At 67.1% G+C, this 23,791-nt stretch carries 22 protein-coding genes and 1 pseudogene; 11 read left to right on the top strand and 12 right to left on the bottom strand.

Annotated elements, in window-relative coordinates:
• Positions 1-48: 48 nt before the first annotated feature.
• On the top strand, positions 49-2,013 hold the full coding sequence (locus tag J7024_RS24445; protein ID WP_234745553.1) for an autotransporter-associated beta strand repeat-containing protein: 1,965 nt from the start codon (positions 49-51) through the stop codon (positions 2,011-2,013).
• Between the two features lie 351 nt (positions 2,014-2,364).
• Entirely contained in the window at positions 2,365-3,453 is a 1,089-nt protein-coding gene (locus tag J7024_RS24450; protein ID WP_124897223.1) for an aldose epimerase family protein, read from the top strand.
• 66 nt (positions 3,454-3,519) lie between these two features.
• Here J7024_RS24450 and J7024_RS24455 read toward each other — a convergent pair whose 3' ends face one another.
• On the bottom strand, positions 3,520-4,278 hold the full coding sequence (locus J7024_RS24455) for a carbon-nitrogen hydrolase family protein (protein ID WP_124897222.1): 759 nt from the start codon (positions 4,276-4,278) through the stop codon (positions 3,520-3,522).
• Positions 4,279-4,375: 97 nt separating this feature from the next.
• Here J7024_RS24455 and J7024_RS24460 point away from each other — a divergent pair, with 97 nt between their 5' ends.
• Positions 4,376-5,314, top strand: a complete 939-nt coding sequence (locus tag J7024_RS24460; protein ID WP_124897328.1) for a LysR substrate-binding domain-containing protein — start codon at positions 4,376-4,378, stop codon at positions 5,312-5,314.
• 122 nt (positions 5,315-5,436) lie between these two features.
• On the opposite strand, the gene J7024_RS24465 is transcribed toward J7024_RS24460, so the two are convergent.
• The 3 genes from J7024_RS24465 to J7024_RS24475 are packed head-to-tail and all read right to left on the bottom strand — an operon-like array spanning position 5,437 to position 8,647.
• Positions 5,437-6,621, bottom strand: a complete 1,185-nt coding sequence (locus J7024_RS24465) for a porin (protein WP_124897221.1) — start codon at positions 6,619-6,621, stop codon at positions 5,437-5,439.
• A gap of 54 nt (positions 6,622-6,675) precedes the next feature.
• Positions 6,676-7,470, bottom strand: a complete 795-nt coding sequence (locus J7024_RS24470; RefSeq protein WP_124897220.1) for an ABC transporter substrate-binding protein — start codon at positions 7,468-7,470, stop codon at positions 6,676-6,678.
• A gap of 55 nt (positions 7,471-7,525) precedes the next feature.
• On the bottom strand, positions 7,526-8,647 hold the full coding sequence (locus J7024_RS24475; protein WP_390679350.1) for a M20 aminoacylase family protein: 1,122 nt from the start codon (positions 8,645-8,647) through the stop codon (positions 7,526-7,528).
• Between the two features lie 194 nt (positions 8,648-8,841).
• Between J7024_RS24475 and J7024_RS24480 the strand changes: the two genes are divergently transcribed.
• The 3 genes from J7024_RS24480 to J7024_RS24490 all read left to right on the top strand — a co-directional run bounded on the left by J7024_RS24480 (position 8,842) and on the right by J7024_RS24490 (position 11,418).
• Entirely contained in the window at positions 8,842-9,804 is a 963-nt protein-coding gene (locus J7024_RS24480) for a LysR substrate-binding domain-containing protein (RefSeq protein ID WP_124897218.1), read from the top strand.
• Between the two features lie 172 nt (positions 9,805-9,976).
• Positions 9,977-10,252: a formaldehyde-responsive transcriptional repressor FrmR gene (gene frmR, locus J7024_RS24485; RefSeq protein ID WP_096504646.1), complete on the top strand. Its 276-nt coding sequence runs from the start codon at positions 9,977-9,979 to the stop codon at positions 10,250-10,252.
• A gap of 56 nt (positions 10,253-10,308) precedes the next feature.
• A complete protein-coding gene (locus J7024_RS24490) occupies positions 10,309-11,418 on the top strand; it encodes an S-(hydroxymethyl)glutathione dehydrogenase/class III alcohol dehydrogenase (RefSeq protein ID WP_124897217.1) in 1,110 nt (369 codons plus the stop codon).
• 325 nt (positions 11,419-11,743) lie between these two features.
• Here J7024_RS24490 and J7024_RS24495 read toward each other — a convergent pair whose 3' ends face one another.
• Positions 11,744-12,769: an AraC family transcriptional regulator gene (locus J7024_RS24495; RefSeq protein ID WP_124897216.1), complete on the bottom strand. Its 1,026-nt coding sequence runs from the start codon at positions 12,767-12,769 to the stop codon at positions 11,744-11,746.
• Between the two features lie 354 nt (positions 12,770-13,123).
• On the opposite strand from J7024_RS24495, the gene J7024_RS24500 reads away from it, so the two are divergent.
• The 5 genes from J7024_RS24500 to J7024_RS24520 all read left to right on the top strand — a co-directional run bounded on the left by J7024_RS24500 (position 13,124) and on the right by J7024_RS24520 (position 18,038).
• Complete coding sequence (locus tag J7024_RS24500; protein WP_175761153.1) at positions 13,124-14,371, top strand: dienelactone hydrolase family protein; 1,248 nt, start codon at positions 13,124-13,126, stop codon at positions 14,369-14,371.
• 48 nt (positions 14,372-14,419) lie between these two features.
• Positions 14,420-15,208 carry an SDR family oxidoreductase gene (locus J7024_RS24505; protein WP_175761155.1) on the top strand — a complete coding sequence of 263 codons (789 nt, stop codon included), beginning with the start codon at positions 14,420-14,422 and terminating at the stop codon, positions 15,206-15,208.
• Positions 15,209-15,273: 65 nt separating this feature from the next.
• Positions 15,274-16,521: a styrene monooxygenase/indole monooxygenase family protein gene (locus J7024_RS24510; RefSeq protein ID WP_175761157.1), complete on the top strand. Its 1,248-nt coding sequence runs from the start codon at positions 15,274-15,276 to the stop codon at positions 16,519-16,521.
• Positions 16,518-17,033 carry a flavin reductase family protein gene (locus J7024_RS24515; protein ID WP_175761159.1) on the top strand — a complete coding sequence of 172 codons (516 nt, stop codon included), beginning with the start codon at positions 16,518-16,520 and terminating at the stop codon, positions 17,031-17,033. The genes J7024_RS24510 and J7024_RS24515 overlap by 4 nt, the downstream gene beginning before the upstream one ends.
• Before the next feature lie 45 nt (positions 17,034-17,078).
• Positions 17,079-18,038 carry a SphA family protein gene (locus J7024_RS24520; protein ID WP_175761161.1) on the top strand — a complete coding sequence of 320 codons (960 nt, stop codon included), beginning with the start codon at positions 17,079-17,081 and terminating at the stop codon, positions 18,036-18,038.
• A 308-nt stretch (positions 18,039-18,346) separates the two neighbouring features.
• On the opposite strand, the gene J7024_RS24525 is transcribed toward J7024_RS24520, so the two are convergent.
• From J7024_RS24525 to J7024_RS24555, 7 genes and pseudogenes are all read right to left on the bottom strand, one after another.
• A complete protein-coding gene (locus tag J7024_RS24525) occupies positions 18,347-19,315 on the bottom strand; it encodes a type II secretion system F family protein (RefSeq protein ID WP_175761162.1) in 969 nt (322 codons plus the stop codon).
• 38 nt (positions 19,316-19,353) lie between these two features.
• Positions 19,354-20,331 carry a type II secretion system F family protein gene (locus J7024_RS24530; RefSeq protein ID WP_124897209.1) on the bottom strand — a complete coding sequence of 326 codons (978 nt, stop codon included), beginning with the start codon at positions 20,329-20,331 and terminating at the stop codon, positions 19,354-19,356.
• Positions 20,332-20,365: 34 nt separating this feature from the next.
• Entirely contained in the window at positions 20,366-21,730 is a 1,365-nt protein-coding gene (locus J7024_RS24535; RefSeq protein ID WP_124897208.1) for a CpaF family protein, read from the bottom strand.
• A 19-nt stretch (positions 21,731-21,749) separates the two neighbouring features.
• Positions 21,750-22,958 (bottom strand): AAA family ATPase, encoded by a 1,209-nt coding sequence (locus J7024_RS24540; RefSeq protein ID WP_175750909.1) that lies wholly within the window; start codon positions 22,956-22,958, stop codon positions 21,750-21,752.
• A gap of 80 nt (positions 22,959-23,038) precedes the next feature.
• Positions 23,039-23,263, bottom strand: a pseudogene (locus J7024_RS24545) (pilus assembly protein TadG-related protein); the annotation flags it as partial.
• A gap of 25 nt (positions 23,264-23,288) precedes the next feature.
• The gene (locus J7024_RS24550) at positions 23,289-23,585 is read right to left on the bottom strand and encodes a hypothetical protein (RefSeq protein ID WP_175750908.1); all 297 of its coding nucleotides are present in this window, start codon (positions 23,583-23,585) and stop codon (positions 23,289-23,291) included.
• A 20-nt stretch (positions 23,586-23,605) separates the two neighbouring features.
• A partial coding sequence (locus J7024_RS24555; protein WP_234745554.1) for a hypothetical protein occupies positions 23,606-23,791 on the bottom strand: 186 nt, incomplete at its 5' end.

Below are 23,791 nucleotides of genomic sequence, written 5' to 3' on the forward strand. Positions count from 1 at the left end.
TTCGCCCACGACAATCCGCCATCTTCGATCATCAGGATGGAGTTTTGCATGCTTGCGTCACGGAGTCGCTTCCCGCTGCACGTCGCAGCGCTGTCGAGTGCGATCGTACTGACCGCCTGCGGCGGCGGCGACGATGTCGTCTCGTCGAACACGCCCACGGCCAACGCGGCCGTCCCGGCACCGCCGGCCGATCCGGGCTTCGTCGACAGCGCGCCCGTGCCGAGCGTGCCGGCCTTCGTCGACAACATCGCGACCAACCAGCGCGGCGACGCCCGCTACGCGACGCTGTCGACCAACGCCGCAGTACGCGTGGTGAGCCGCTTCCTCGATCTGTGGCAACCGGCGACGATGCTCGTCGATGCCGGCGTGAGCGCACCGGCCAACGGCGCGTTTCCGGCAATCTCCCCGTCGACCTGCTCGGGGCTGCCCGCCAGCGGCACGCCATGCGGCACGATCCTGAACGGCGCGGTGCTCGCAGCCAATGTCCGGTATGTGGTCGACGCAACGACCGCACGCACGCCGCAACAGGCAGACGCCGCCTACTTCGACGACCGGCGCGGCAAGGGCTACAGCGTGACCGACGGCATGGGCCCGCTCACCGGCGCGTGGCGCACGGCTGCTCAGCAAACGACCAGCATCACCAGCGTGCCGGCCGACGCGACCACCGTGCTGTACAACGACACCGGCAACAACGTCGGCGTCGGCAGCAGCACGAACGCGAGCTTCGGGAAGGTCGTCGACCTGCTCAACGAGATGGGCAACAACGCGTCGACCGAACCCGCAAAGCGCTTCTACGAATACGCGCGCCCGTACCGCTGGAGCGCGAGCGTGGTCGTCGCGCCGACCCTCGTGCCGGCGGAAAGCACGACGCCCGCGACCGACGGCGGCTTCATCAGCGGCCACGAGGCCGAAGCGATGCGCGATGCGATGACGATGGCGTGGCTCGTGCCGGAGCGGTTCCAGGAAATGGTCAGCCGCGGCCTCGAACTCGGTGAAAACCGGATTCTCGCCGGCATGCATTCGCCGCTCGACGTGATCGGCGGCCGCATGTTCGCGCTGGCCGTCAGCGCGGCGAACCTGACCGCGTACGCCAGCGACGCGCAAGGCGCGTACAGCCAGGCCCACCAGGCGCTGCAGCAACTCACGGGAACGACCGACACGACGTTTGCCGCGTTCGCGCATTCGGGCACGACGGCCACCGACCGGTTCGCCGATTACGCGACGAACAAGGCGGGATTCACGCGCCGCATGACGTTCGGCTTCGGCTCGATCGAATCGACCGATGCGCCGCCGGTCGTGCCGAAGGGCGCGGAAATCCTGCTGCAGACGCGCTTTCCGTACCTGAGCGCCGACCAGCGTCGCGTCGTGCTGAAGACGACCGAAGTGTCGTCCGGCTACCCGGTGATGGACGATGCGGAAGGCTGGGGCCGCCTGAACCTGTTCGCCGCGGCCGACGGCTACGGTACGTTCAACGGCAACGTGACCGTGTCGATGGATGCATCGCAGGGCGGCCTCAATGCGGCGGACCTGTGGCGCAACGACATCGCGGGCGCCGGCAAGCTGACGCTGCAAGGCTCCGGCACGCTGACGCTCGCGGGCAACAACAGCTACACGGGCGGCACGCAGGTCAGCGGCGGCACGCTCGCCGCGGGCTCCACGACGGCGTTCGGCAACGGCGACGTGTACGTCGGATCGGGCGGCAGCGTCCGGATTGCGACGGCGGCGCCGGTCACGATCGCGACCCGCTATACGCAGCTCGACAACACGACACTCGAACTCGATATCGACGGCAACGGCGGCGGACGCCTGCGCGTGGGCGGCCCGCTCACCGTCGCGGGCGGCACGCTGCACGTGAAGTTCGTGAACGGCTATGCGCCGAAGGCGGGCGACACCATCGCGCTGATCGACGGCGCGGCCGGCGCCGCGAAGTTCTCGACGGTGACGGTCGACGGGTTCAAGGCGACGCCGGTTTATACCGCGACGGGCGTGTCGGTCAGGTTGGCGGCGTCGTAATCGCGCGCCGCGGGTCGCGCTGCCCAGGTGCGACCCGCTTGCCATGCTGAATCGCGACCGGTCGCAGGGTAGCCGCCGCCGTCGCGAAGAAAGGCGGACAAACACCCTGTCCGACAGCCGCGCACGACCGATAGACCCGACAGCCTGATCCCGGCGATACTACGTACGAGCGCTCGCGGGTCCGCGGCAACTTCGCGCGGGTGACCCCGCCGATGCCTCGATCCGCCGCGAAATCAAGTCGTTGCAATACGGGTTTGCGGTTTTGTGCCGCGTGCGCGGCTGCCCCCGCGCGGCTGCCGGCAACGCACCGTGCCCGCCCACTGAACCCACTGCCCGCGCTCGAGCCCGCTCATGCCCATCGATACCGACTCTTCCCGCCCCGCATCCGACGTCGCCAGCATGCCTTCCGAGCCGTGGGGTACGCTGCCCGCCGGCGATCCGGTACGGCGCTACACGCTGCGCAACGCGCACGGGATGCGCGTCGTCGTCAGCGATCTCGGCGCGACGGTCGTATCGTGGCTCGCGCCTGACCGCACCGGGCGCTTCGCCGATATCGTCCTCGCCCACGACACGCCGGCCGACTATGTCGGGTCGGGCACCTACTTCGGCGCGACGGTCGGCCGCTGGGCAAACCGGATCGCGGGCGCACGCTTCACGCTCGACGGAATCGACCACGCGCTCGACCGCAACGAGAACGGCAATCTGCTGCACGGCGGCGCGAGCGGCTTTCACCGTGCGCGCTGGAACGTGATCGACGATCATGGCGGGCTGACGCTGCGGCTCGATTCGCCTGAAGGCGATGCGGGATTCCCCGGCAACGTGAGCGTACAGGTCCGCTACACGCTCGACGACGACGGCACGCTGACGATCGACTATGCGGGCGTGACCGATGCGCCCACGCCGCTGAACCTGACGAATCACAGCTACTTCAACCTGAGCGGACGCGCGGGCAGCGACGTGCGCAGCCACCTGCTGCAGATCGATGCGGACGCATTCCTCGAAGTGGACGCCGCACTGATCCCGACCGGCACGGCCGACGTGACAGGCACGCCGTTCGACTTCCGGCAGCGCGCGCCGATTGGCGCCCGCCTCGACCAGCCGCATGCGCAGCTCATGGTCGGCCGCGGCTTCGATCATTGCTATGTGCTGCGCGACCATGAACGCGGCATGCGACACGTCGCGTCGATCTACGATCCGGAGAGCGGCCGCGAGCTCGACGTGTCGACCGACCAGCGCGGGCTGCAGCTCTATACGGGCAACTATCTCGACGGCGTGGGTGCGAGCGGCGGCATGCCGTGTGTTCGGCACGCGGCGCTGTGCGTAGAGGCCGGCGGCTTTCCGAACCAGGTCAACATGGACGGGTTGCGCGAAGAAGCCATCCTCCGCCCGGGCGGAACCTATCGCCAGACGACCCGGTATCGGGTCAGCGTTCGCACATAGCGCGGCGCGCGCAGCCACCGGCCGGTCATGCGACCGGCTCCCCGCACGCTGCCCGCGATGTGCGGGTCAGCGCGCGGCGCTGACCGCCACCACCGCGCCGGCCCAGCCGGCCATGCCCTTCGTGGCGATCACGAGCGCGTCCCCAGGCCCCTGCGCGGCGACCACGCGCGCCCCGCCTTCCGCCCAGACCGCACTGCGGCCGGCCGGCGTCCAGCCCCCGGTCGCCCCGCCATGGTTCGCCATCAACACGGCCATGTCGTGATCGGCGGCGTAGCGGGTCAGCAATGCGGTGTCGTGCGCGTACCCGTTGTCCGTGATCAGTGCGCTCGCGGCGTAAAGCCTGGCGCCTGCTTGCGCCGCGCTGGCCGCGTGGCTTGCATGCGAGAAATCGGCGCAAATCGCCAGCGCGACCGCGATGCCGTCGACGATTTCCGCGGGTCCGCTTTCGCCCGCGGTGAACACGGCGTCCTCCCCTGGATGCAGGTGCTGCTTCGTGTGCACCCGAATGCCCGCCGGACCGAGCGTGAACGCGCCGATATACACCTCGCCCCCGCCGCCGAACCTGACCGGCGCACCGACGACGACGGTTACGCCAAGTCGCTGCGCATCGGCCAGCAGTGGCAGCAGTCGCGGATCCCGCGGCCCCATCGCCAGTTGCCGGCCGAGTTGCAGCTCATACCCGGTCAACGAAAGCTCCGGGAACACCAGATAGCGGACACCGTGTTTCGCAGCCGCCTGAAGAAACGCCGCATGCCGGGCGAGATTGGTTTCGATATCACCGGCGTCGGCGGTGAACTGGGCTGCGGCAATGGTGAAGGTATCCATGAGCGAAATCGGTAGGCGGTCGCGGGGTGCCCTGAAGTATCGGGATCCGGGCTGGACATCGCTACAATCCTCACTTATTGATCTATTGGATTCTGTTATGTCGCCGCGAGACATCGAGATATTTCGCGCCGTGATGACCTCGGGCACCACCGCGCGCGCGGCGCAGTTGCTGGAGATCAGCCAGCCCGCGGTCAGCCAGGCGATTCAGCGGGTCGAGGCCCATGCCACGTTGCGGTTGTTCGAGCGCGTGCGTGGAAGAATGGTCCCGACGCACGAGGCGAACGTGCTGATGACGTCGATCGAACGATACTTCGTCGGCTTCGAAACGGTCGAGCACGTGATCCGCAGCCTCGGTTCGTACCGGCACGGGCGGCTGACCGTCGCGTGCTTTCCGGCGCTGGGGAACTGCTTTCTGCCGCGCGCGATCGCCGGCGCCCGGCTGGATTCGCTCGGCATCCAGCTGTCGTTGCAGGTCATGAGCTCGCGCGAAGTCCAGCAGAAGGTGCAATCGGGCAGCGCCGATATCGGGCTGATGGCGAGCGAGATGTCGCCGTCCGGGCTCGAGCACTCGATCTTCAGTTCGCTGCCGGGTGTGATCGCGATGGCGCCCGATCACCCGCTGGCGCGCCGCACGGTCGTCACGCCGGCCGATCTTCAATCGGATCACTTCATTTCTCTGAACGCCGAGGACGTCGCACGGCAGGCGCTGGAAGCCATGCTCGCCCGCGACGGAATCACGCTGCGCAACATCGTCGAAACGCCTTACTCGATCACGGCGTGCGAGCTGGCGCGTTGCGGCGTCGGGCTGGCGTTCGTCCATCCGATCGCGGCCGTCGATTTCATTGCGCGCGGGCTCGTGATCCGGCGTCTGTCGGTGGACGTTCCGTTCCGGGACCAGGTCATTTTCCGCCCCGGCAAGCCCTTGTCCGGGCACGCGAAATTGCTGTTGAAACTGCTGCGGGTGCAGCTCGACCACGACTGCAAGCAAGTGCAGGCGGCATTGAAAAGCCGGAAGAGCGCATCCCGGTCCGGGTGAGCGGCCGGCGCAATGCATTCGGCGACCCGTATCCCGCAGGTCGCCGAAATACCCTGCTGCGATCTTCAGTCGAAAACGCACGGCGTCGAACCGCGCGCATCGTTCGCCTTCGTGAACGCCGGTCAGAACCGGTGCCGAATCCCCGCATGCACCATCATCTGCTTCGACGTCGACGACAGGTCGGCCGCCCCCGGGATATACGCCTGATCGAGCGACGAGCCGGTCGCGTCGCCGGCGATGCGCTGGTATGCGCCCATCAGATAGACGTCGGTCCGCTTCGACAGGTTGTAGTCGGCCATCAGCCCGAGCGAATGGATCTTCGGTGTCGCGCTTCCCGTGGTCGCGTCGTAACGCACGGTCGTATACACATACTGCGCACCGACGAAGAACGCCGGCGTGAACTGATACTTGCCGTTCACTTCGAAGTTCTGATACTTGATCGCAGTGACCGTGCCGCCCGCCAGCGGCCCCGTGACGGGATCGATCGTCTCGTCGCCGAACAGGTAGCCGACGTTCGCGGTCGGCCGTGTGACGTTGCTGTTCGTATACGCGAGGCCGAGCGTGGCAGGCCCGGCCGTATAGTTGATGCCCGCCCCGAAAATCCGCAGCCGCGCCGCCGTGAAGTTCGCATCCGCCCCTACCGACCCCGCGCCCGCGATCGCGCCGCCGGCGGTCGCGCCCGGGTTGTCCGCGTTCAGGAACGCCGCGCCGACGAGCAGGCCGCCCTGCTCATACTGCGCGCCGACGCTCCACTGCCGGTTGTTCGCGAAGCCGGTGTCGTTGCTGAAGCCGTACGTGCCGCCAAACGAGAAGCCGGCAAAATCCGGGCTTGCATACTTGACCGTGTTGTTCACGCGGAACGTGTTGCCGGTGTTGTCGTTGTCGAGCGGATGCGAGAACGGATAGACGCCCCAACTGCCGTTCGCGGTGGTCGGCGCGAGATAGTCGACCACCGAATCGTACTGGCGGCCGAGCGTCAGCGTGCCGAAGCGCGTGCTGCCCAATCCGACGTAGGCTTGCCGCCCGAACATGCGGCCGCCCTGCGCGAGCGTGCCGCTGTTCACGTTGAAGCCATTCTCGATCTGGAACATCGCACTGTAGCCGCCGCCGAGATCCTCGGTGCCCTTCAGCCCCCAGCGGCTGCCTTGCGCGAAGCCGCTCGCCATCTGCCACGCTCCATGGCCTCCGACGTTGTTCGTGTAATCGATACCAGCATCGACCAACCCGTAAAGCGTGACGCTGCTTTGCGCAAAGGCCGGCATCGCACAAAGTGCCGGCATCGCGACGACAAACAATCTCCAGTTCATTCGCTTTCCTTATTGATATATTCAGCGCTATCACCCGATGCGCCATCGTGCCGCTTACTTAGCGCCGTAGATGTCGAAGTCGAAGTACTTGCGGTTGATCCGTTGATACGTGCCGTTCGCGAGGATCGTCGCCAGCGCGCGGTTGAACGCGTCGCGCAGGTCGGTATCCTGCTTGCGCAAGCCGAGGCCGTCGCCCTGCCCGAAGTACTTCGCGTCGTCGATCGCCGCGCCGACGAACGTGAAGTCCTTGCCCTGCGGCTTCTTCAGGAAGCCGTCGCTGGCCGCGATCGATGCCTGGAACGCCGCGTCGAGCCGCCCGGTCACGAGGTCGGCATACACCTGGTCCTGGTTCTGGTACGACTCGATCTGCACGCCGGCCGGCTGCCAGTTCGCGATCGCATAGTCGGCCTGCGCGGAGCCCTGCTCGACGCCAACGCGCTTGCCCTTCAGCGCCGCGGCCGTCGGCAGCAGCGGCGAACCCTTGCGCGCGATCAGCCGGGCCGGCGCATTCGAGATCCGGTTCGTGAACGCGATCTGCTGCATCCGCTTCGGCGTGATCGTCATCGACGACGCGATCACGTCGAACTTGCGCGCGAGCAGCCCCGGAATCATCCCGTCGAAGCTCGACTCGACCCACACGCAACGCGCACGCAGCTCCGCACACAACGCGTTCGTGATGTCGATCCCGAAGCCCGTCAGCGTGCCGTCGGGCTGCTTGTATTCGAGCGGCGGATACGTCGGATCGACCGCGAGGCGGATCTCCTTGCCCGTCCAGTCGCCCGCATGCGCGGCTCCTGCCATCGTCGTTGCCGTCAGCGCCACCGCGAGCGCCGCCATCCACTGTTTCATTGCCCGTCTCCTTTTGTTTCCGTCGTTGAAGATGATTCGAAAGCGTTTGTCCGGTTCACGCGAGATAGCGCTCCGCGAGCGCGATCCAATAACTCGCGCCGGTCGCGAGGCATGCGTCGTTGAAGTCGTAGCCGGGATTGTGCAGCCCGCAGCCGGCCGCACCGTCGCCGTTGCCGATCGACAGGTAGCTGCCCGGGCACGCGTCCAGCATGAACGCGAAATCCTCGCTCGCCGCGATCGGCCGTAAGTGCGCGATCAGCGCGTCGTCGCCGCCCCATTCCCGCGCCACATCTCGCGCGAACGCGGTTTGCGCCGCATGATTGACGAGCACCGGATAGCCGTGGCGATAGTCGATCTCGGCCGTCGCGCCATAGCTTTCCGCCTGGCCGTGCACGATCGCGCGAATGCGCCGTTCGAGCAGCGCGCGCACGTCCGGCGACAGCGCCCGCACGCTCAGTTCGAGATCGGCATGCGGCGCAATCACGTTCGATGCGGTGCCCGCGTGGATCGAGCCGGTCGTGACGATCGCGAGTTCCTGCGGATTCACGTTGCGCGACACGACCGTCTGCAACGCCATCACGATCGACGCGCACACGACCACCGGATCGATCGTCGTGTGCGGGGCCGCGCCGTGACCGCCTTGCCCCGTGACGCGCACCCGCACCTCGTCGGCCGACGCCATCGCCGGGCCGTCGCAGAAGCCGAGCACGCCGGCCGGCAACCCCGGCACGTTGTGCATCGCGAACACGGCATCGCACGGGAACTGCGCGAACAGCCCGTCGTCGATCATCCGCTTCGCGCCGCCTAGCCCTTCCTCCGCCGGCTGGAAAATCAGGTTCAGCGTGCCGCTGAAGCGCCCGCGTTCGGCAAGGCAACGGGCGGCGGCGAGCAGCATCGCCGTATGGCCGTCGTGGCCGCACGCGTGCATCACGCCGTCGTGCCGGCTCGCATGCGGCAGCCCGGTCGTCTCGCGGATCGGCAGCGCGTCCATGTCCGCGCGCAGCCCGAGCCGCTTGCCGGCGCCGCGCGTGAGCGTGCCGACCACGCCGGTGCCGCCGAGGCCGCGCGTCACCCGATAACCCCACGTTGTCAGGCAGTCGGCGACGAGCCCGCTCGTCGCGTGTTCGTCGAAGCCGAGCTCCGGATGCGCGTGCAGCCGGCGGCGCAGCGCGATCATCTCCGTCTCGATGGCCGCCATTTCTGGCGCAATGCGTTCTCGGTCCAACCCCGATACTCCTCGATGCGTTCCGGTTTGCCGATTGCCGAATGGCAGATCGTGTCGGGATCGTATGCAGCGAAAATGCCGGCGAACAGCCGCAGTTTCGTTATGATGACAACCTTTCGTTGTCGGGTTTCGTCCCGTTTCACACCATGAGCACGATCAAGCTGCATCAGTTGCAGGCACTCGTCGCGAGCGCGGAGGCCGGCAGCATCCGCGGTGCCGCGCGCACGCTCGGGCTGTCGCAGGCGGCCGTCACGCGCGCGCTGCGCGAGCTGGAGGCGAGCGAGCGCCTGCCGCTGCTGGTGCGCGCGCCGGAAGGCATCGGCTTCACCGAATACGGCAAAACGCTGCTCACGCACGCGAAGCTCGTGCTCAAGCAGCTCGAGCACGCGCAGAGCGATCTGGAACGGATGCGCGGCCGCGTCGAGGGGCGGTTGAGCGTCGGCGTCACGCCGTGGCTCACGATGACGTTTCTCGCGGAAACCGTGCAGCGGTTTCGCGAGCGGATGCCCGACGTGCGCCTCGAACTCTACGAGGCGCTGATGGCCGTCGCGCAACCGCTGCTGCGCGACGGCAGCATGGATTTCGCGCTCGGCCACGTGCAGCCGGGCAGCAGCGCGCAGGAATTCGCGTTCGAGCCGCTGCTGCGCTACGACACGTCGGTGATGGTGCGCGCCGGGCACCCGCACGAGCGCGCGAAGTCGGTGCACGCGCTGCTCGATTGCGACTGGGTGCTGAATTCGTCCGCCGACGGCCAGGCCGCGCTCGTCGACTACCTGTTCACGCGCCACGGCGCGCAGATCGACGAACGGCGCATCGTGCGCGCGCAGTCGGTCGCGATACTGCAGACGATGCTCGAACAGGCCGGCATGTGCACGTGGTGCCCGACGATCCTCGCGGCGGTGCGGCCGTTCGGCGAGCGGATGCGTGTGCTGCCGCTGAAGGAGACGTTCGAGCCGAGCGAACTCGGGATCGTCACGCGCCGCAGCAGCACGCTCGGCGACGCGGCACGCTGCTTCATCGACTGCCTGCTGCAGGTGATCCGGCGGCATGCACGCTCGGCGCGCGGCGAGGATCTGGCGCTGTTCCGCACGCTCGAGCTGTTGATCTGACGGCGCAGGGCGCAGGGAACAGCGACGCCGCCGCCGAAACCGCGCATCGATTGCCGACCGAGCCCCTTCTCCTTCCTGGTCGGCTCACGCCGAGCCGCCCCGGGAACGCCCCCGTATACCTCCGCGCCGCCTTGTTCTATACTACCCCCCAGTATCCGGAAGCCACGACACCATGCCGCATTCCCCCGAAGAAAAGAAACGCGTCCTGACCCGCGTGCGCCGCGTTCGCGGGCAACTGAACGCGCTCGAGCAGGCGCTCGAGGAGGGCGCTGACTGCGGCCCGGTCCTGCAGCAACTGGCCGCCATCCGCGGCGCGATCAACGGTGTCATGGCCAACGTGCTGGAAAGTCACTTGCGCGAGGAGTTCACCCAACTCGCGGACGCCCCGCGGCCCGCTTCCGGATCGATCGACGAAATCGTCACGCTCGTTCGGTCCTACTTACGTTGACCGAGGCGGAATCGTCGACGTAGCGCTCCATTCGGTATTTTTTTAACAGGATTGCCATGAAATCACGTGCTGCTGTTGCGTTTGAGGCGGGTAAACCGCTGCAGATCGTCGAGATCGATGTCGAGCCGCCCCGCAAGGGCGAAGTGCTGATCAAGATCACCCATACGGGCGTCTGTCACACCGACGCCTTCACGCTGTCGGGCGACGATCCGGAAGGACTCTTTCCCGCCGTGCTGGGCCATGAAGGCGCCGGCATCGTCGTGGAAGTCGGTGAAGGCGTGACCAGCGTGAAACCCGGCGACCACGTCATTCCGCTGTACACCGCCGAATGCGGCGAGTGCCTGTTCTGCAAGAGCGGCAAGACCAACCTGTGCGTGTCGGTGCGCGCCACGCAGGGCAAGGGCGTGATGCCCGACGGCACCACGCGTTTCAGCTACAACGGCCAGCCGGTCTATCACTACATGGGCTGTTCGACGTTCAGCGAATACACCGTCGTCGCCGAAGTCTCGCTCGCGAAGATCAACCCGGACGCGAACCCGGAGCAGGTCTGCCTGCTGGGCTGCGGCGTCACGACCGGCCTCGGCGCGGTGAAGAACACCGCCAAGGTTCAGCCGGGCGATTCGGTGGCCGTGTTCGGCCTGGGCGGCATCGGCCTCGCCGTGATCCAGGGTGCGAAGCTCGCGAAGGCCGGCCGCATCATCGCGATCGACACCAACCCCGGCAAGTTCGACCTCGCACGCGTGTTCGGCGCTACCGACTGCGTGAACCCCAAGGACCATCAGGAGCCGATCCAGCAAGTCATCGTCGGGATGACCGGCTGGGGCGTCGACCACAGCTTCGAGTGCATCGGCAACGTGAACGTGATGCGCGCCGCGCTCGAATGCGCGCACCGCGGCTGGGGTCAATCGGTCGTCATCGGCGTCGCGGGCGCCGGCCAGGAAATCTCGACGCGTCCGTTCCAGCTCGTCACCGGCCGCCGCTGGCTCGGTACCGCGTTCGGCGGCGTCAAGGGCCGTTCCGAATTGCCGGGCATGGTCGAGGACGCGATGGCCGGCACGATCCAGCTCGCACCGTTCGTCACGCACACGAAGCCGCTCACCGGCATCAACGAAGCGTTCGACCTGATGCACGAAGGCAAGTCCATCCGGACCGTCGTGCATTTCTGAAACACGCGCAACGAGGCCGGCCCGGTCGCGGCAACCGGTCATCTTGCGTGACGCCGCCGGCAAGCCATCGCGCTTGCCGGCGGCGATGCATTTCCGGGCCACCATCCTCACTCGCGCCAGCAGTAGTCATCGTCGTGTCGCACCACGCACCCGCTCACCCGCCTCGATCTGACCCGATCTGACCCGCGCCGCCTGGGTCGTCAGTCCCGACGACCATCCGCACAGCGCACCGTGGGCGCGAGAAACGCGACGCTCCGGCTCGCCCGCCGACGCATCGGGCGTAGCCACGCCTTCAACGCGCGAGCCTGCGTCGGCGTTGCTGCCTTCAGTTGCGCACGCGCCGCATTCTCAGCGTCGCCGACGGCGATTCCCCGAACGCGCGCTTGTACTCGATCGCGAACCGCCCGAGGTGCGCGAACCCCCATTTCAGTGCGACGTCCGTCACCGACGCGAGCCCCGGCGTCGCGTCGTCGCGCAGTTCGTCGCGCACACGTTGCAGCCGCAACTGGCGCACGAACGCCATTGGCGTGATGCCGTGACGGTTGCGAAACCCCGCGAACAGCGTGCTCGGGCTGACGCCGGCGAGTTCGGCGAGCCGTTCGATCGTCAGCGGTTCGTCGAGATGCGCGCGGACATACTCCTCGACGCGCCGCACATAGAACGGCGCGAGCGGTGCCGGCGCGGGGCGCGTGCCGTTGCGCGCGGTGTTCGGATGGCCATACAGCAACAGGTTCAGCAGCGTCGATTCGAGCTGCTCGAACGCGAGCGGATGACGCAGCGGATGCCCGTCGGTTGCGATCGCATCGGCCAGCATCGGCAGCATTTGCGCGAGACACGCGCCCTGCGGCGAAGACAAGCTGAATGCCGGCTCGAACTCCACCGGCACGCGCCGGTCGTCGCCGAAATGCCGCTGCGCATGCCGCTCCATCACCTCGCGCTCGATGCGCAGGATCGCTTGCGGGCACGCTTCGCCCCACCGCATCCGCAGCGACAGCGTCGGTGACAGCAGCGACGCCGTGTCGGGCGACGATACGAAGCGCGTCGCGCCACACTCGATCTCCGCATCGCCGCGCAGCGGCATCTGCAACAGGTAGAAATGCTCGAGCGGCCCGGGTTCGATCGACACCTCGCCGCCATAGTCGAGCAGATTCAACGACAGATTGCCCCAGCGCGCGTGGTGCATGCGGCTGCGCAGCCCGCGCGAATCGCCGGTCAGCGTGAGTCGATGCGGCTTGAACACATCCGCCACGCGCGCGCGCACCTCGTCGAGATCGTTCGACTGCAGCAGCAGCGTGTCGCGATTGAAACAGGTGGCCTCGCCCAGCCAGCCCGTTCCGGAAAATTGCCCCATCGATGTTCTCCCGTCGTGCTCGATCGCACTTGCGCTGTGCACGCATTCCCGCTTCCCGGGAATCCGGTCGCACGATCCGGATAGCGTCCGGAGTATCCGGACAGTCCGCTTCGTTACACTACGCAAGCCCCGCGTACCTGATGCAAGAAGCGGACCGTTCGCGCATCGTAGAAAACTGTGCGGGACTTCCGCATCCGCACATACCCGCAGTGCGCCGCGTTCCGGCCCCGACGCGACGGGCCGATCCGCAGGTTTCCGGAATTCGCGGATACCGGCCGAAGAAAGCGGATAGAAGCGCGCGTTTCGTCCGCCAATACTGGGCCCATGCAAGCCACGAACAGAATGGAGGGACACTTGAAAGGACATCACATCGAGATCGCATCGCCGGACGGCGGCACGTTTCGCGCCTACCTGAGCGTACCGGCCGCCGGCAAAGGGCCCGGCATCGTGCTGTGCCACGAGATTTTCGGCGCGAACGCGACGATGCGGGACGTGGCCGACTATTACGCGGAAGAAGGCTACACGGTGCTCGTGCCCGACCTGTTCTGGCGTCAGTCCCCCGGCATCGAGCTGGGCGACTCCGCCGCCGACTTCGAGCGCGCGATGGCGCTGTATCGCGAGTACGACGAAAACAAGGGGGTCGAGGACATCGGGGCGGCGCTCGCCGTGCTCACGCAACGCCCGGAATGCACCGGCCAGGCCGGCGTGCTCGGCTACTGCCTCGGCGGCAAGCTCGCGTACCTGGCCGCGTGCCGGCTGCCGGGCGTGGCCGCGGCGGTCAGCTATTACGGCGTCGGGATCGAGCACGCACTCGACGAAGCATCGCACCTGCGCGGGCGGCTCGTGCTGCAGATCGCCGCGCAGGACCGCTTCTGCCCGCCCGACGCACAGCAGCGCATCGTCGCCGCGCTGTCCGGCCGCGACGGCGTCGACGTGCATGTTTATCTAGGCGTCGACCACGCATTCGCGCGCATCGGCGGCGATCATTTCGACAAGGCGGCCTCGGTAATGGCGCACCAGCGCGCGATTGCCGCATTCCGCACGGCGCTCGGCCCGCACTACGACCTGTCCACACTGTGGGAAGAACACCTGCGGCACGAATTCGACACGCGCAACGTGGACGCGACGATGGCCACGATGGTCGCGCAACCTTACGTGAACCATATCCCGACGCTGACGGGCGGTGTCGGCTACGACGAACTCAAGCGCTTCTATACGCATCACTTCGTGCACGCGAATCCGCCCGACACGACGATCACGCCGATCTCGCGCACGGTCGGCGCGAGCCAGATCGTCGACGAACTGCTGTTCTGCTTCACTCACACGACCGAGATCGACTGGATGCTGCCCGGCGTCGCGCCGACCGGCAAGCGCGTCGAGATCCCGCTCGTCGCGATCGTCAAGTTCCGCGGCGACAAGCTCTATCACGAACACATCTACTGGGATCAGGCGAGCGTGCTCGTGCAGATCGGCCTGCTCGACGCGGCCGGCCTGCCCGTCGCCGGCGTCGAAACGGCGCGCAAGCTGCTCGATGAAACCGTGCCGTCGAACGGGCTGATGAGCCGCTGGCACGACAGCGCGCAGTCGCCCGACGCAGGCTGAACACGCACCGCCCTTGCCCACCGACACTCAAGCATCAGGAGACACCCCATGACAGCCCTTGCAGGCAAAGTCGCCATCGTCACCGGCGGCGCCACGCTGATCGGCGCCGCCGTCGCGCAGGACCTGAGCCGCGCCGGCGCGTGCGTCGCGATCCTCGATCTCGATGCGCGGAACGGCGCGCGCGTCGCCGATTCGCTCGGCGAACGCGGGATGTTCATCGCGACCGACATCACCGACGACCGTGCGATCGAACGCGCGGTATCGGCCGTCGCCGAGCGCTTCGGCGCGGTCGACCTGCTGATCAACCTCGCATGCAGCTACGTCGACAACGGCATCCAGGCCACCCGCAACGACTGGCTCGCCGCGATGGATGTCAACGTCGTCTCGGCGGCGATGATGGCGAAGGCCGTGCATCCGTACCTGACGCGCCGCGGCGGCGGCGCCATCGTGAACTTCAGCTCGATCTCGGCGCAATGCGCGCAAACCGGCCGCTGGCTGTACCCGACGTCGAAGGCCGCGATGCGCCAGCTCACGCGCAGCATGGCGATGGATCTGGCCGCCGACCGCATTCGCGTGAACTCGGTGTCGCCGGGATGGACGTGGTCGCGCGTGATGGACGAGATGACGCACGGCGACCGCGCGAAAACCGATCGCGTGGCGGCGCCGTTTCATCTGCTCGGGCGCGTCGGCGACCCGTCGGAAGTCGCGCAGGTCGTCACGTTCCTGTGCAGCGACGCGGCGAGCTTCGTGACCGGCGCCGACTATGCGGTGGACGGCGGTTACTCCGCGATGGGCCCCGAGCAGGCCGTGCCGGCGATTCCGCGGCTGACGGAATAACCGCCAGCCACGTCTCCCGGCTCACGTTCCGCCTCATGTAATTCGTTCTACCAAGGATTTTCATCATGAAACGCATCGCCATCGTCGGTGCAGGCCAGTCCGGCCTGCAACTCGCCTTCACGCTGCTCGACCACGGCTATCACGTCACGCTCGCGACCAATCGCGACGCCGGGCAGATCCGTGCCGGCAAGGTCATGTCGAGCCAGTGCATGTTCCATACCGCGTTGCAGATCGAGCGCGACCTCGGCCTGAACGAATGGGAAGAAGCGTGCCCGTCCGTCGACGGCATCGGCATCGCGGTGCCGCATCCGGACGGCAACGGCCGCAAGGCGATCGACTGGTCGTCGCGCCTGACCCGCTACGCGCAGTCCGTCGACCAGCGCGTGAAAATGGCCGACTGGCTCGACGCCATCGGGCGTCGCGGCGCGGACGTGCGCATCTGCGACGTCGGCGTGCCCGAGCTCGAGGAGCTGGCGCACAGCCACGATCTCGTGCTGCTCGCCGCGGGCAAGGGCGAGATCGTCAACCTGCTCGGCCGCGACGACGCGCGCAGTGCGTTCGACCGCCCGCAGCGCGCGCTGGCCCTCACCTACGTGAAGGGCATGACGCCGAGCCAGCCGTATTCGCGCGTGCGCTTCAACCTGCTGCCGGGCATCGGCGAATACTTCGTGTTCCCCGCGCTGACCACGACCGGCCCGTGCGAGATCATGGTGTTCGAAGGCATCCCCGGCGGCCCGCTCGACTGCTGGGCCGACGTGAAGACGCCCGAGCAGCATCTCGACCGGAGCCTGTCGTTCCTGCAGCAGTACGTGCCGTGGGAATTCGAGCGCTGCCGCGATGTCGAGCTCACCGACCCGAACGGCACGCTGTCCGGGCGCTTCACGCCGACCGTGCGCAAGCCGTTCTTCCGCCTGCCGTCGGGCCGCACCGTGTTCGGCATGGCCGATGCGGTGGTCGTCAACGATCCGATCACCGGCCAGGGTTCGAACAATGCGGCCAAGTGCGCGAAGGTGTATGGCGACGCGATCCTCGCGCGCGAGACGGCGCCGTTCGACGAAGGCTGGATGCACGAGACGTTCGAACGCTACTGGGCCTATGCGCAGCACGTCGTGCGCTGGACCAACTCGCTGCTGACTCCGCCGCCGCCGCACGTGCTCGAACTGCTCGGCGCGGCCGGCCAGTTGCCGTCGCTCGCCCGGACGATCGTCGACGGCTTCGACGATCCGCGCCAATTCTCGCCGTGGTGGTTCGATCCGTCTGCCTGCGCCGCGCTGATCGGCGAACACGCTGCACGTTCGGAGCCGGCGCGATGATGACGACCGCTTCCGGCCATCCCGCCATCGACCCGACGCAATTGCGGGCCGCCTTCGGGCAGTTCCCGACCGGTGTCACCGTGATCACCACGCGCGCCGCCGACGGGCGCAAGGTCGGCCTCACCGCCAACTCGTTCTCGTCGCTGTCGCTCGACCCGCCGCTCGTGCTGTGGAGCCTGCGCAAGCTCGCGCCGAGCCGCCCGGATTTCGTGGCGGCCACGCACTTCGCGATCAACGTTCTCGCGCACGACCAGATCGAGCTGTCGCGCCGCTTCGCGACCCCGAGCGCCGACAAGTTCGACGGCGTGCCGCACGTGGACGCGGATTCGGGCGGCGTACCGTGCCTCGACGGCGCAAGCGCGCGCTTCGTGTGCCGTCACGTCGGCCATTACGAAGGCGGCGATCACCTGCTGTTTATCGGCCAGATCGAGCAGCTCGACGTGCTTCGCAAGCCGCCGCTCGTATTCCATGCGGGCCAGTATCGGACGATCTCGGATCATCCCGGTCTTTAACGCATCATTTGATTAGTCCTACAAATAAATACTCAGGAGGTGGTGATGAAAAAATGCGGCTCTCGCCTGCTCGCGATCGCGGGCCTCGTGTTCGCCGGCGTCGCGGGTCACACCCCGGCCCATGCGACCGACCTGCCATCGGTCAACCTGGGGATGACGAGTTTTCTCGACGGGATGCCGCCGGCCGGCTCCGGCTGGTATGGCACGCAGTACTTCGAGTACTACACGGCCGGCCGCGTCAACGACAACGCGGGCAACAAGGTCGGGCTGCCGAAGCAGGACATCAACCTGTTCGCGGGGCTGAGCCAGCTCGTCTACCAGTCACCGCTGACGTTCCGCGGCATGCATCCGGGGCTCGACGTGATCCTGCCGTGGGTGGCGTCCGTGCATACCAACGACGGGATCGGCGACATCGCGCTGAATTCGCGTGCCGGGCTCGGCGACCTGCTGGTCGGCCCGTTCATCCAGTTCGATCCGGTCATGGGCGCGCAGGGGCCGCGCTTTGCGCAGCGCGTGGAGTTCCAGTTCATCGCGCCGACCGGCGCCTACGATCCGGCGCGCGCGATCAATCCGGGCAGTCATTTCTGGTCGTTCGATCCGTATTGGGCCGCGACGTTCTGGGTCACGCCGAAGTGGACCGTGTCATGGCGGCTGCACTATCTGTGGAATGCGACCAACCATGAACCGGCAAGCGCGCTCGGGTCCGACGTGACGTCGACGCAGCCCGGCCAGGCCGTGCATGCGAACTTCGCGACCGAGTATGAGGTGCGGCCCGGCTTGCGGCTGGGGCTCAACGGCTACTGGCTGCGCCAGACCACCGACATGAAGGCGAACGGGCAGGACGTATCCGGCACGCGGGAAGCCGTGCTCGCGATCGGGCCCGGCGCGATGTACAGCTTCTCGCCGCAGGATCACCTGCTGTTCAACGCGTATTTCGAGGTCTATGCGCGCAACCGGCCGCAGGGCACGCGGATGGTGCTGCGCTATGTGCATCACTTTCAGTGACGCGCGAACCCGGACTCCCCGGCCGGGTTCGTCTGACGAAGGAGACGCATCCCTTCGGCGCGCGGATGCGTGGGTCGTGTTCAGGTACACGGACACGACAGGCCATTCAGGGTTAGCAGTAGGGGGCCACCCGTGCGGGCAGTGGACTACGGCTGTATCCAGGGTCGACCATGGGTCCGGGTTGCATTGACGCCGCTATGATCGACCTGTCTCGCGACGTCGCCCGGGGGAAGGAATGTCCCATGAAGACACTGACCGTGCCGACCGGTCGTTGCATCGAGGCGGCACGGAAATTCGTTTCGCTCGGCTCAATGTGTAATGTTGACGAAAGTCGGCAGCAGCACGCGATACACGTGAATCAACGCCGGCCCCATCAGCACGCCCATCAGCGCGGGAAAGATGCAGAAAATCAGCGGAAACAGCAGCTTCAGCGCGATCTTCGCCGCGCGCTCCTCGGCACGCATCCGCCGCCGCGTGCGCAGCATGTCGGACAGCACGCGCAGCGATTCGCTGATGCTCGTCCCGAAACGGTCCGCCTGGATCAGCATCGCGCAGAACGATTCGATATCCTCCACGCCGGTCCGCAACGCGAGATTGCGCAGCGCCGCCTCCTTCGTGAACCCGGACCGCATCTCGAGCAGCAGCAGGTCTAACTCGCTCGCGACTACCTCGCTGCGAAAGCGCAGTTCGTCGCTGACCTTCATCAAGGCCGCATCGAGCCCGAGCCCCGCTTCAACGCACACGGTGAGCAGGTCGAGCGCGTCGGGGAAATCCTCGAAGATCGTCCGCTGACGCGCCGCGATCCGCCGCGCGAGGATCACGTTCGGCAGGTAGTAGCCGATCCCGGCCTGCGCGATCAGGATGAACGACAGCAGCATCCGCTCTTCCGCGAGCCGCGTCGTGATCACCGACAGCAGCGCGGCGCACGGCAGCGCGAGCGCGAGCAGGGTCTTCGCGGTGAAGTAAAGTGCCGCGGCACTCGGGTCGCGCCATCCGGCATTCATCAGCCGGATGCGCAGCGGCGAAGTCTCCCAGCCGTCCTGCGGCACCGACAGCCGCGAGATCGGCTTCGACATCTCGACCAGCTTCGTCACCCAGTGCGGGGCCTGCTCGCCGCCGTCGGCGATGCCGATACCCGCGCTCGCACCGCCGGCCTGCTGGATCCGGCGCTCCATGTTGCGCGGCGCGAACAGCAGCATCGCGACGAACGCACCGCCGGTCACGAAGATGAACAGGCCGACCAACATCACGGTCTCTACTACGCTCAGGTTTTGCATGACAGCCTCAAAACGGTTCGTGAAGCCTGTGACGCGCGTCAGACGCGAATCCGCACGATGCGGCGAATCCAGAACAGACCGAAGATCATCGACACCAGCATCGAGCCGACCATCTTGATCCCCGCCGGATCCTCCCAGAGCACGGACAGAAACTCCCGGTTCAGCAGCGCCATCATGGCCGCGGCGCCGAACGGCAGCAGCCCGAGAATCCATGCGGACAGCCGCCCTTCCGCCGACAGCACGCGGACCTTGTCGAACAGCTTGAAGCGCTCGCGGATCAGCGACGCGATGCTGTCGAGCAGTTCGGCGAGGTTGCCGCCCGTCTCGCGCTGGATCAGCACGGCAATCACGAAGTAGCGCAGGTCGTGCGCCGGCACGCGTGTCGCGAGGTTCATCAACGCATCGTGCAACGACACGCCATAGTTGATCTCGTCGAACGTGATCCGGAACTCGCCGCCCATCGGATCAGGAAACTCCTCGCCGACCATGCCGAGCGCGCTCGTGAACGAATGGCCTGAGCGCAGCGCGCGCGCGATCATGTCGCAGATATCGGGCAATTGCCGCTGGAGCTTGCGCATCCGTCGATTGCGATACCGCATCACGTACAGCATCGGCGGGCACGCGCACAGCAACGCAATCGGCAACACGGCGAAGAGCGGCAGCACGGTGAAGCTCAGTACGAGCGTCGCCGTCACCGCAAAAACCGCGCCGAGCACGACCAGCTTCGCGACCGTCCAGTCGAGGCCCGACTGCTGCAGCGTCAGGTCGAGCGCATGCACGCGCGGCACACGCAGCAGCAGCCGGTCGAACGGCTTCGACTCGTCGAGCATCCGCTTCTTCAGGATCGACATCCGCTGCTGCTGCACGTTGCCGCCGGCCGACATCGCGCGCAGGCGCGACTCGATCCGCCGCGCGGCCATCCCGTGCCGCGCGTTCCACCATTGATAGATGCCTTCGATCGCGAGCACCACCGCGATGAAGGTCAGAATCACAAATCCGTAAAAGATCGCGCCCATGAAGCCTCCCCGGGAATCAGACGGCGGCCGCTCGTCAGTTCGTCTCGTAGCGCTGCGACGGGTCGTACAGCGAGTCCGGCAGGTTGATGCCGAAGGCCTGCAGCCGCTCGACGAATTTCGGCCGCACACCGGTCGCGCAGAAGTGGCCGCGCACCGTGCCGTCGCGGTCCACGCCGGTGCGCTTGAACGTAAAGATCTCCTGCATGTTGATGACGTCGCCCTCCATCCCGGTCAGCTCCTGGATGCTGACGATCTTGCGCTTGCCGTCGGTGAGCCGCGCGGCCTGCACGACGACCGAGATCGCCGAGGCGATCTGCTGGCGCATCGTCTTCGGCGGCAGCGCCAGCCCGGCGACACTGATCATGTTCTCGAGCCGCGTGAGCGCATCGCGCGGCGTATTCGCGTGAATGGTCGCGAGCGATCCCTCGTGACCGGTGTTCATCGCGTTGAGCATGTCGAGCGCTTCGGCGCCGCGCACTTCGCCGAGGATGATCCGGTCCGGCCGCATCCGCAGCGCGTTGCGCACGAGCGTGCGCTGCGTGATCTCGCCCTTGCCCTCGATGTTGGGCGGACGCGTTTCGAGACGCAGCACGTGCGGCTGCTGCAGCTGCAGTTCGGCCGCGTCCTCGATCGTCACGATCCGCTCGTTTTTCGGGATGAAACCGGACAGGATGTTGAGCAGCGTCGTCTTGCCGCTGCCGGTGCCGCCCGACACGAGCACGTTCACCTTCGCGTGCGACAGCGCATCGAGCAACTCCGCCATCGGCGGCGTCAGACTCTTGAATCGCACCAGATCGTCCATCTTCAGCGGGTTGACCGCGAAGCGGCGAATCGACATCAGCGGCCCGTCGATCGCCGACGGCGGAATGATCGCGTTCACGCGCGAGCCGTCGGGCAGCCGCGCATCGACCATCGGGCTCGATTCGTCGATGCGGCGCCCGACGCGCGACACGATCTTCTCGATCACCTTCATCAGATGCGCGTCGTCATAGAACGTCACGTCGGTCAGCTCGAGCTGGCCGCAGCGCTCGACGTAGACCTGCCGGTACGTGTTCACGAGGATGTCCGAGATGCCAGGGTCGCGCAGCAACGTTTCGAGCGGACCGAAGCCGAACATCTCGTCGTACACGTCGATCGCGAGCTGGCGCCGTTCGATGTCGTTCGCGGGCATCCGCTCGTCGTCGAGGATGCGCGAGATCAGCGTGGCGATTTCCTGCCGGACCTGATCCTGCGGCAGCCGCGACAGACGCTCCAGCTCGACGCGCTCGAGCACGGCCAGGTGAATCTCGCGGCGCAGCTTCTGGTACACGTCGCGTACCGACGAATGGGGCGACGCCGGCTCGCCGGCTGCCGACTGCGGCTGCGCCCGGTACAAGGACATCTGTTCGCGCAATGACATGATGGTTTCCCCGAGAAATTCACATGGACTTGAGCTTCGGCGCGGCCTTGCGGCCGAACAGCCGGGACATCAACGGTTCGCTGCTGGCCGCGTCGTGCCCCGCGCGCATATCGCCGTCGACGATCCGCTTCGCGCAGCCCTGCAGCGCCCGTGCGACCGCGGCGCTGCGCGCGACGCGCGACAACGGATAGCCCTGGTCGATCGCTTCGCGCACGGTGTCGGCATCGTCGGGAATCGTGCAGGCCGCCTGCAGGCCGAGCACCTCCTCCAGCGCGGTGCGGGTCCGCTCGCTTGCGCGCGTCGCGCGGTTCACAACGAGCCGCAACTGGTCGGTCGAGTAGCCGAGCGACACGAGGATCTCGAGCAGCCGGCGCCCCGCGCGCACGTGCGGCATCGCCGGCTGCAGCACGAGATAAATCTCGTCGCTGCGGTCCAGCGCGACTATCGACAGCGGATTGATGCTGACGCCGGTGTCGAAGATCACGAAGTCGTAGCGCGGCGCGGCGACGCCGAGGATCCATTCGAGCGCGTCCTCGCGCATCTCGGCGGCCTTCACCGGGTCGCCCGCGCCGGCGAGCACGTGGAAGGTCGGCGTGACGTGCGCGACGCTCGCATCGAGAAACGCGCCGTCGAGCCGTTCGATCTGCGTGCAGAGCTGCGGCAGCGTCGACGGCGGCGTTTCGTCGCTGACGAGGAACGCGGCATCGGCGAACTGCTGGTTCAGATCGATCAGCAACACGCGGCGCTTGAAGCCTTCGGCGATCTCGTACGCCACGTTGCTCGCGGTGAAGCTCGTTCCCGCGCCGCCCTTGCACGACATGAACGACACGATCCGCGTGTCCGCGGTGTCGCGCCGCGTGCTTTGCGCGCCGGCGCGCTCGAGCGAACGGGCGAGCGCTGCCGGATCGAGCGGCCACTGCAGCACGTCGCGCGTGCCGGCCCGCATTGCGTCCAGCAACATGTGCGGCGACGCATCGGCCGTCACGAGGATGCCGGTCAGGCCCGGATGCAGCCGGCAGATCCGCTCGATCGCGGACAGCTCGGTCGCATCGATCGTCGCGCAATCGATCAGCAGGATGTCGAATGCGTCGAGCCCGTCCGTACGATGCTCGATCTGCGACGGGCGCCCGGCCGCGCGGGTCACCCGATAGCGGCCGCTGTCGGCGACGAGGCGCGCGATCTGGGTAAGCCGCGCCGTGTCGTCGGAAGCTACGAGGATGTTGATCATGACGTGTGCCTCGTCGGTTCGATTATTGACAGGCGCTGCCGCCCGTCGAGGAATAGAGGCTTTCCCGCGGCGGCGTCGTGGTGAAGGGCGGCGATCCCGTCCGCTTCGGCAACGGTCAGGCCGATGGCCGACGTCAGGTCATGCGCGGCGGACAGCGCGCACGCGTCGGCGCTGTTTTGCGGTTCGCTGCGCGTGACATACAGCTTGCCGCGGTCCAGCGCGAGACCGACGATGATCGCGACGGCACCGCGCCGACGGTGCAAACCGCGACGCGTGAGGTTCGGACGACGGACTGCGCTGGACATGACGTTCTCCCTGAGCGTGCTGTCGTTATTCGGCAGCCTTGCCGATGCCGATCACGAAGGTGTTGCCTTTCGGTTCGAGCTGCTTGAACGACTTGTCGTAGTTGTCGAGTGCCGATGCAGCGGCCGCGCCGTCGACCCCCGGATCGGATGCCGCATGGTCGGCGGCATGCGGGTCGATGATCTGGGCCTGTGCGACGGCACGCACCGAGTCGCCGAAACGGCTGTCCCACACCGGCGACGACGACATGCAGCCGGCAAGTGCGAAGGCGAGCGGCATGGCCAGAGCCGCACGGCGCAGGAAGACGAGGTAGGCGGAGTTCATGAGCATCCCCTTGAATGACTTCAACGATCGGTGGACTCGGGTTCCGCGTTCGCCCGCGCAAGCTGTGCGCGAGCGATTGCAGGCTGCCGGTGTTTCGGGCGCGGCGCCGGACTGGCCGGCGTGTCGGGGCCGGCTGCCGCAAGGCGGGCGGCAGCGGCTTCGATCCGCGCGATGCGGGCCGTGCCGGCCGAGTCGGCCTGCGCTTG

The sequence above is a fragment of the Burkholderia sp. WTPI3 genome, assembly GCF_021483755.1.
Classification (GTDB): domain Bacteria; phylum Pseudomonadota; class Gammaproteobacteria; order Burkholderiales; family Burkholderiaceae; genus Burkholderia.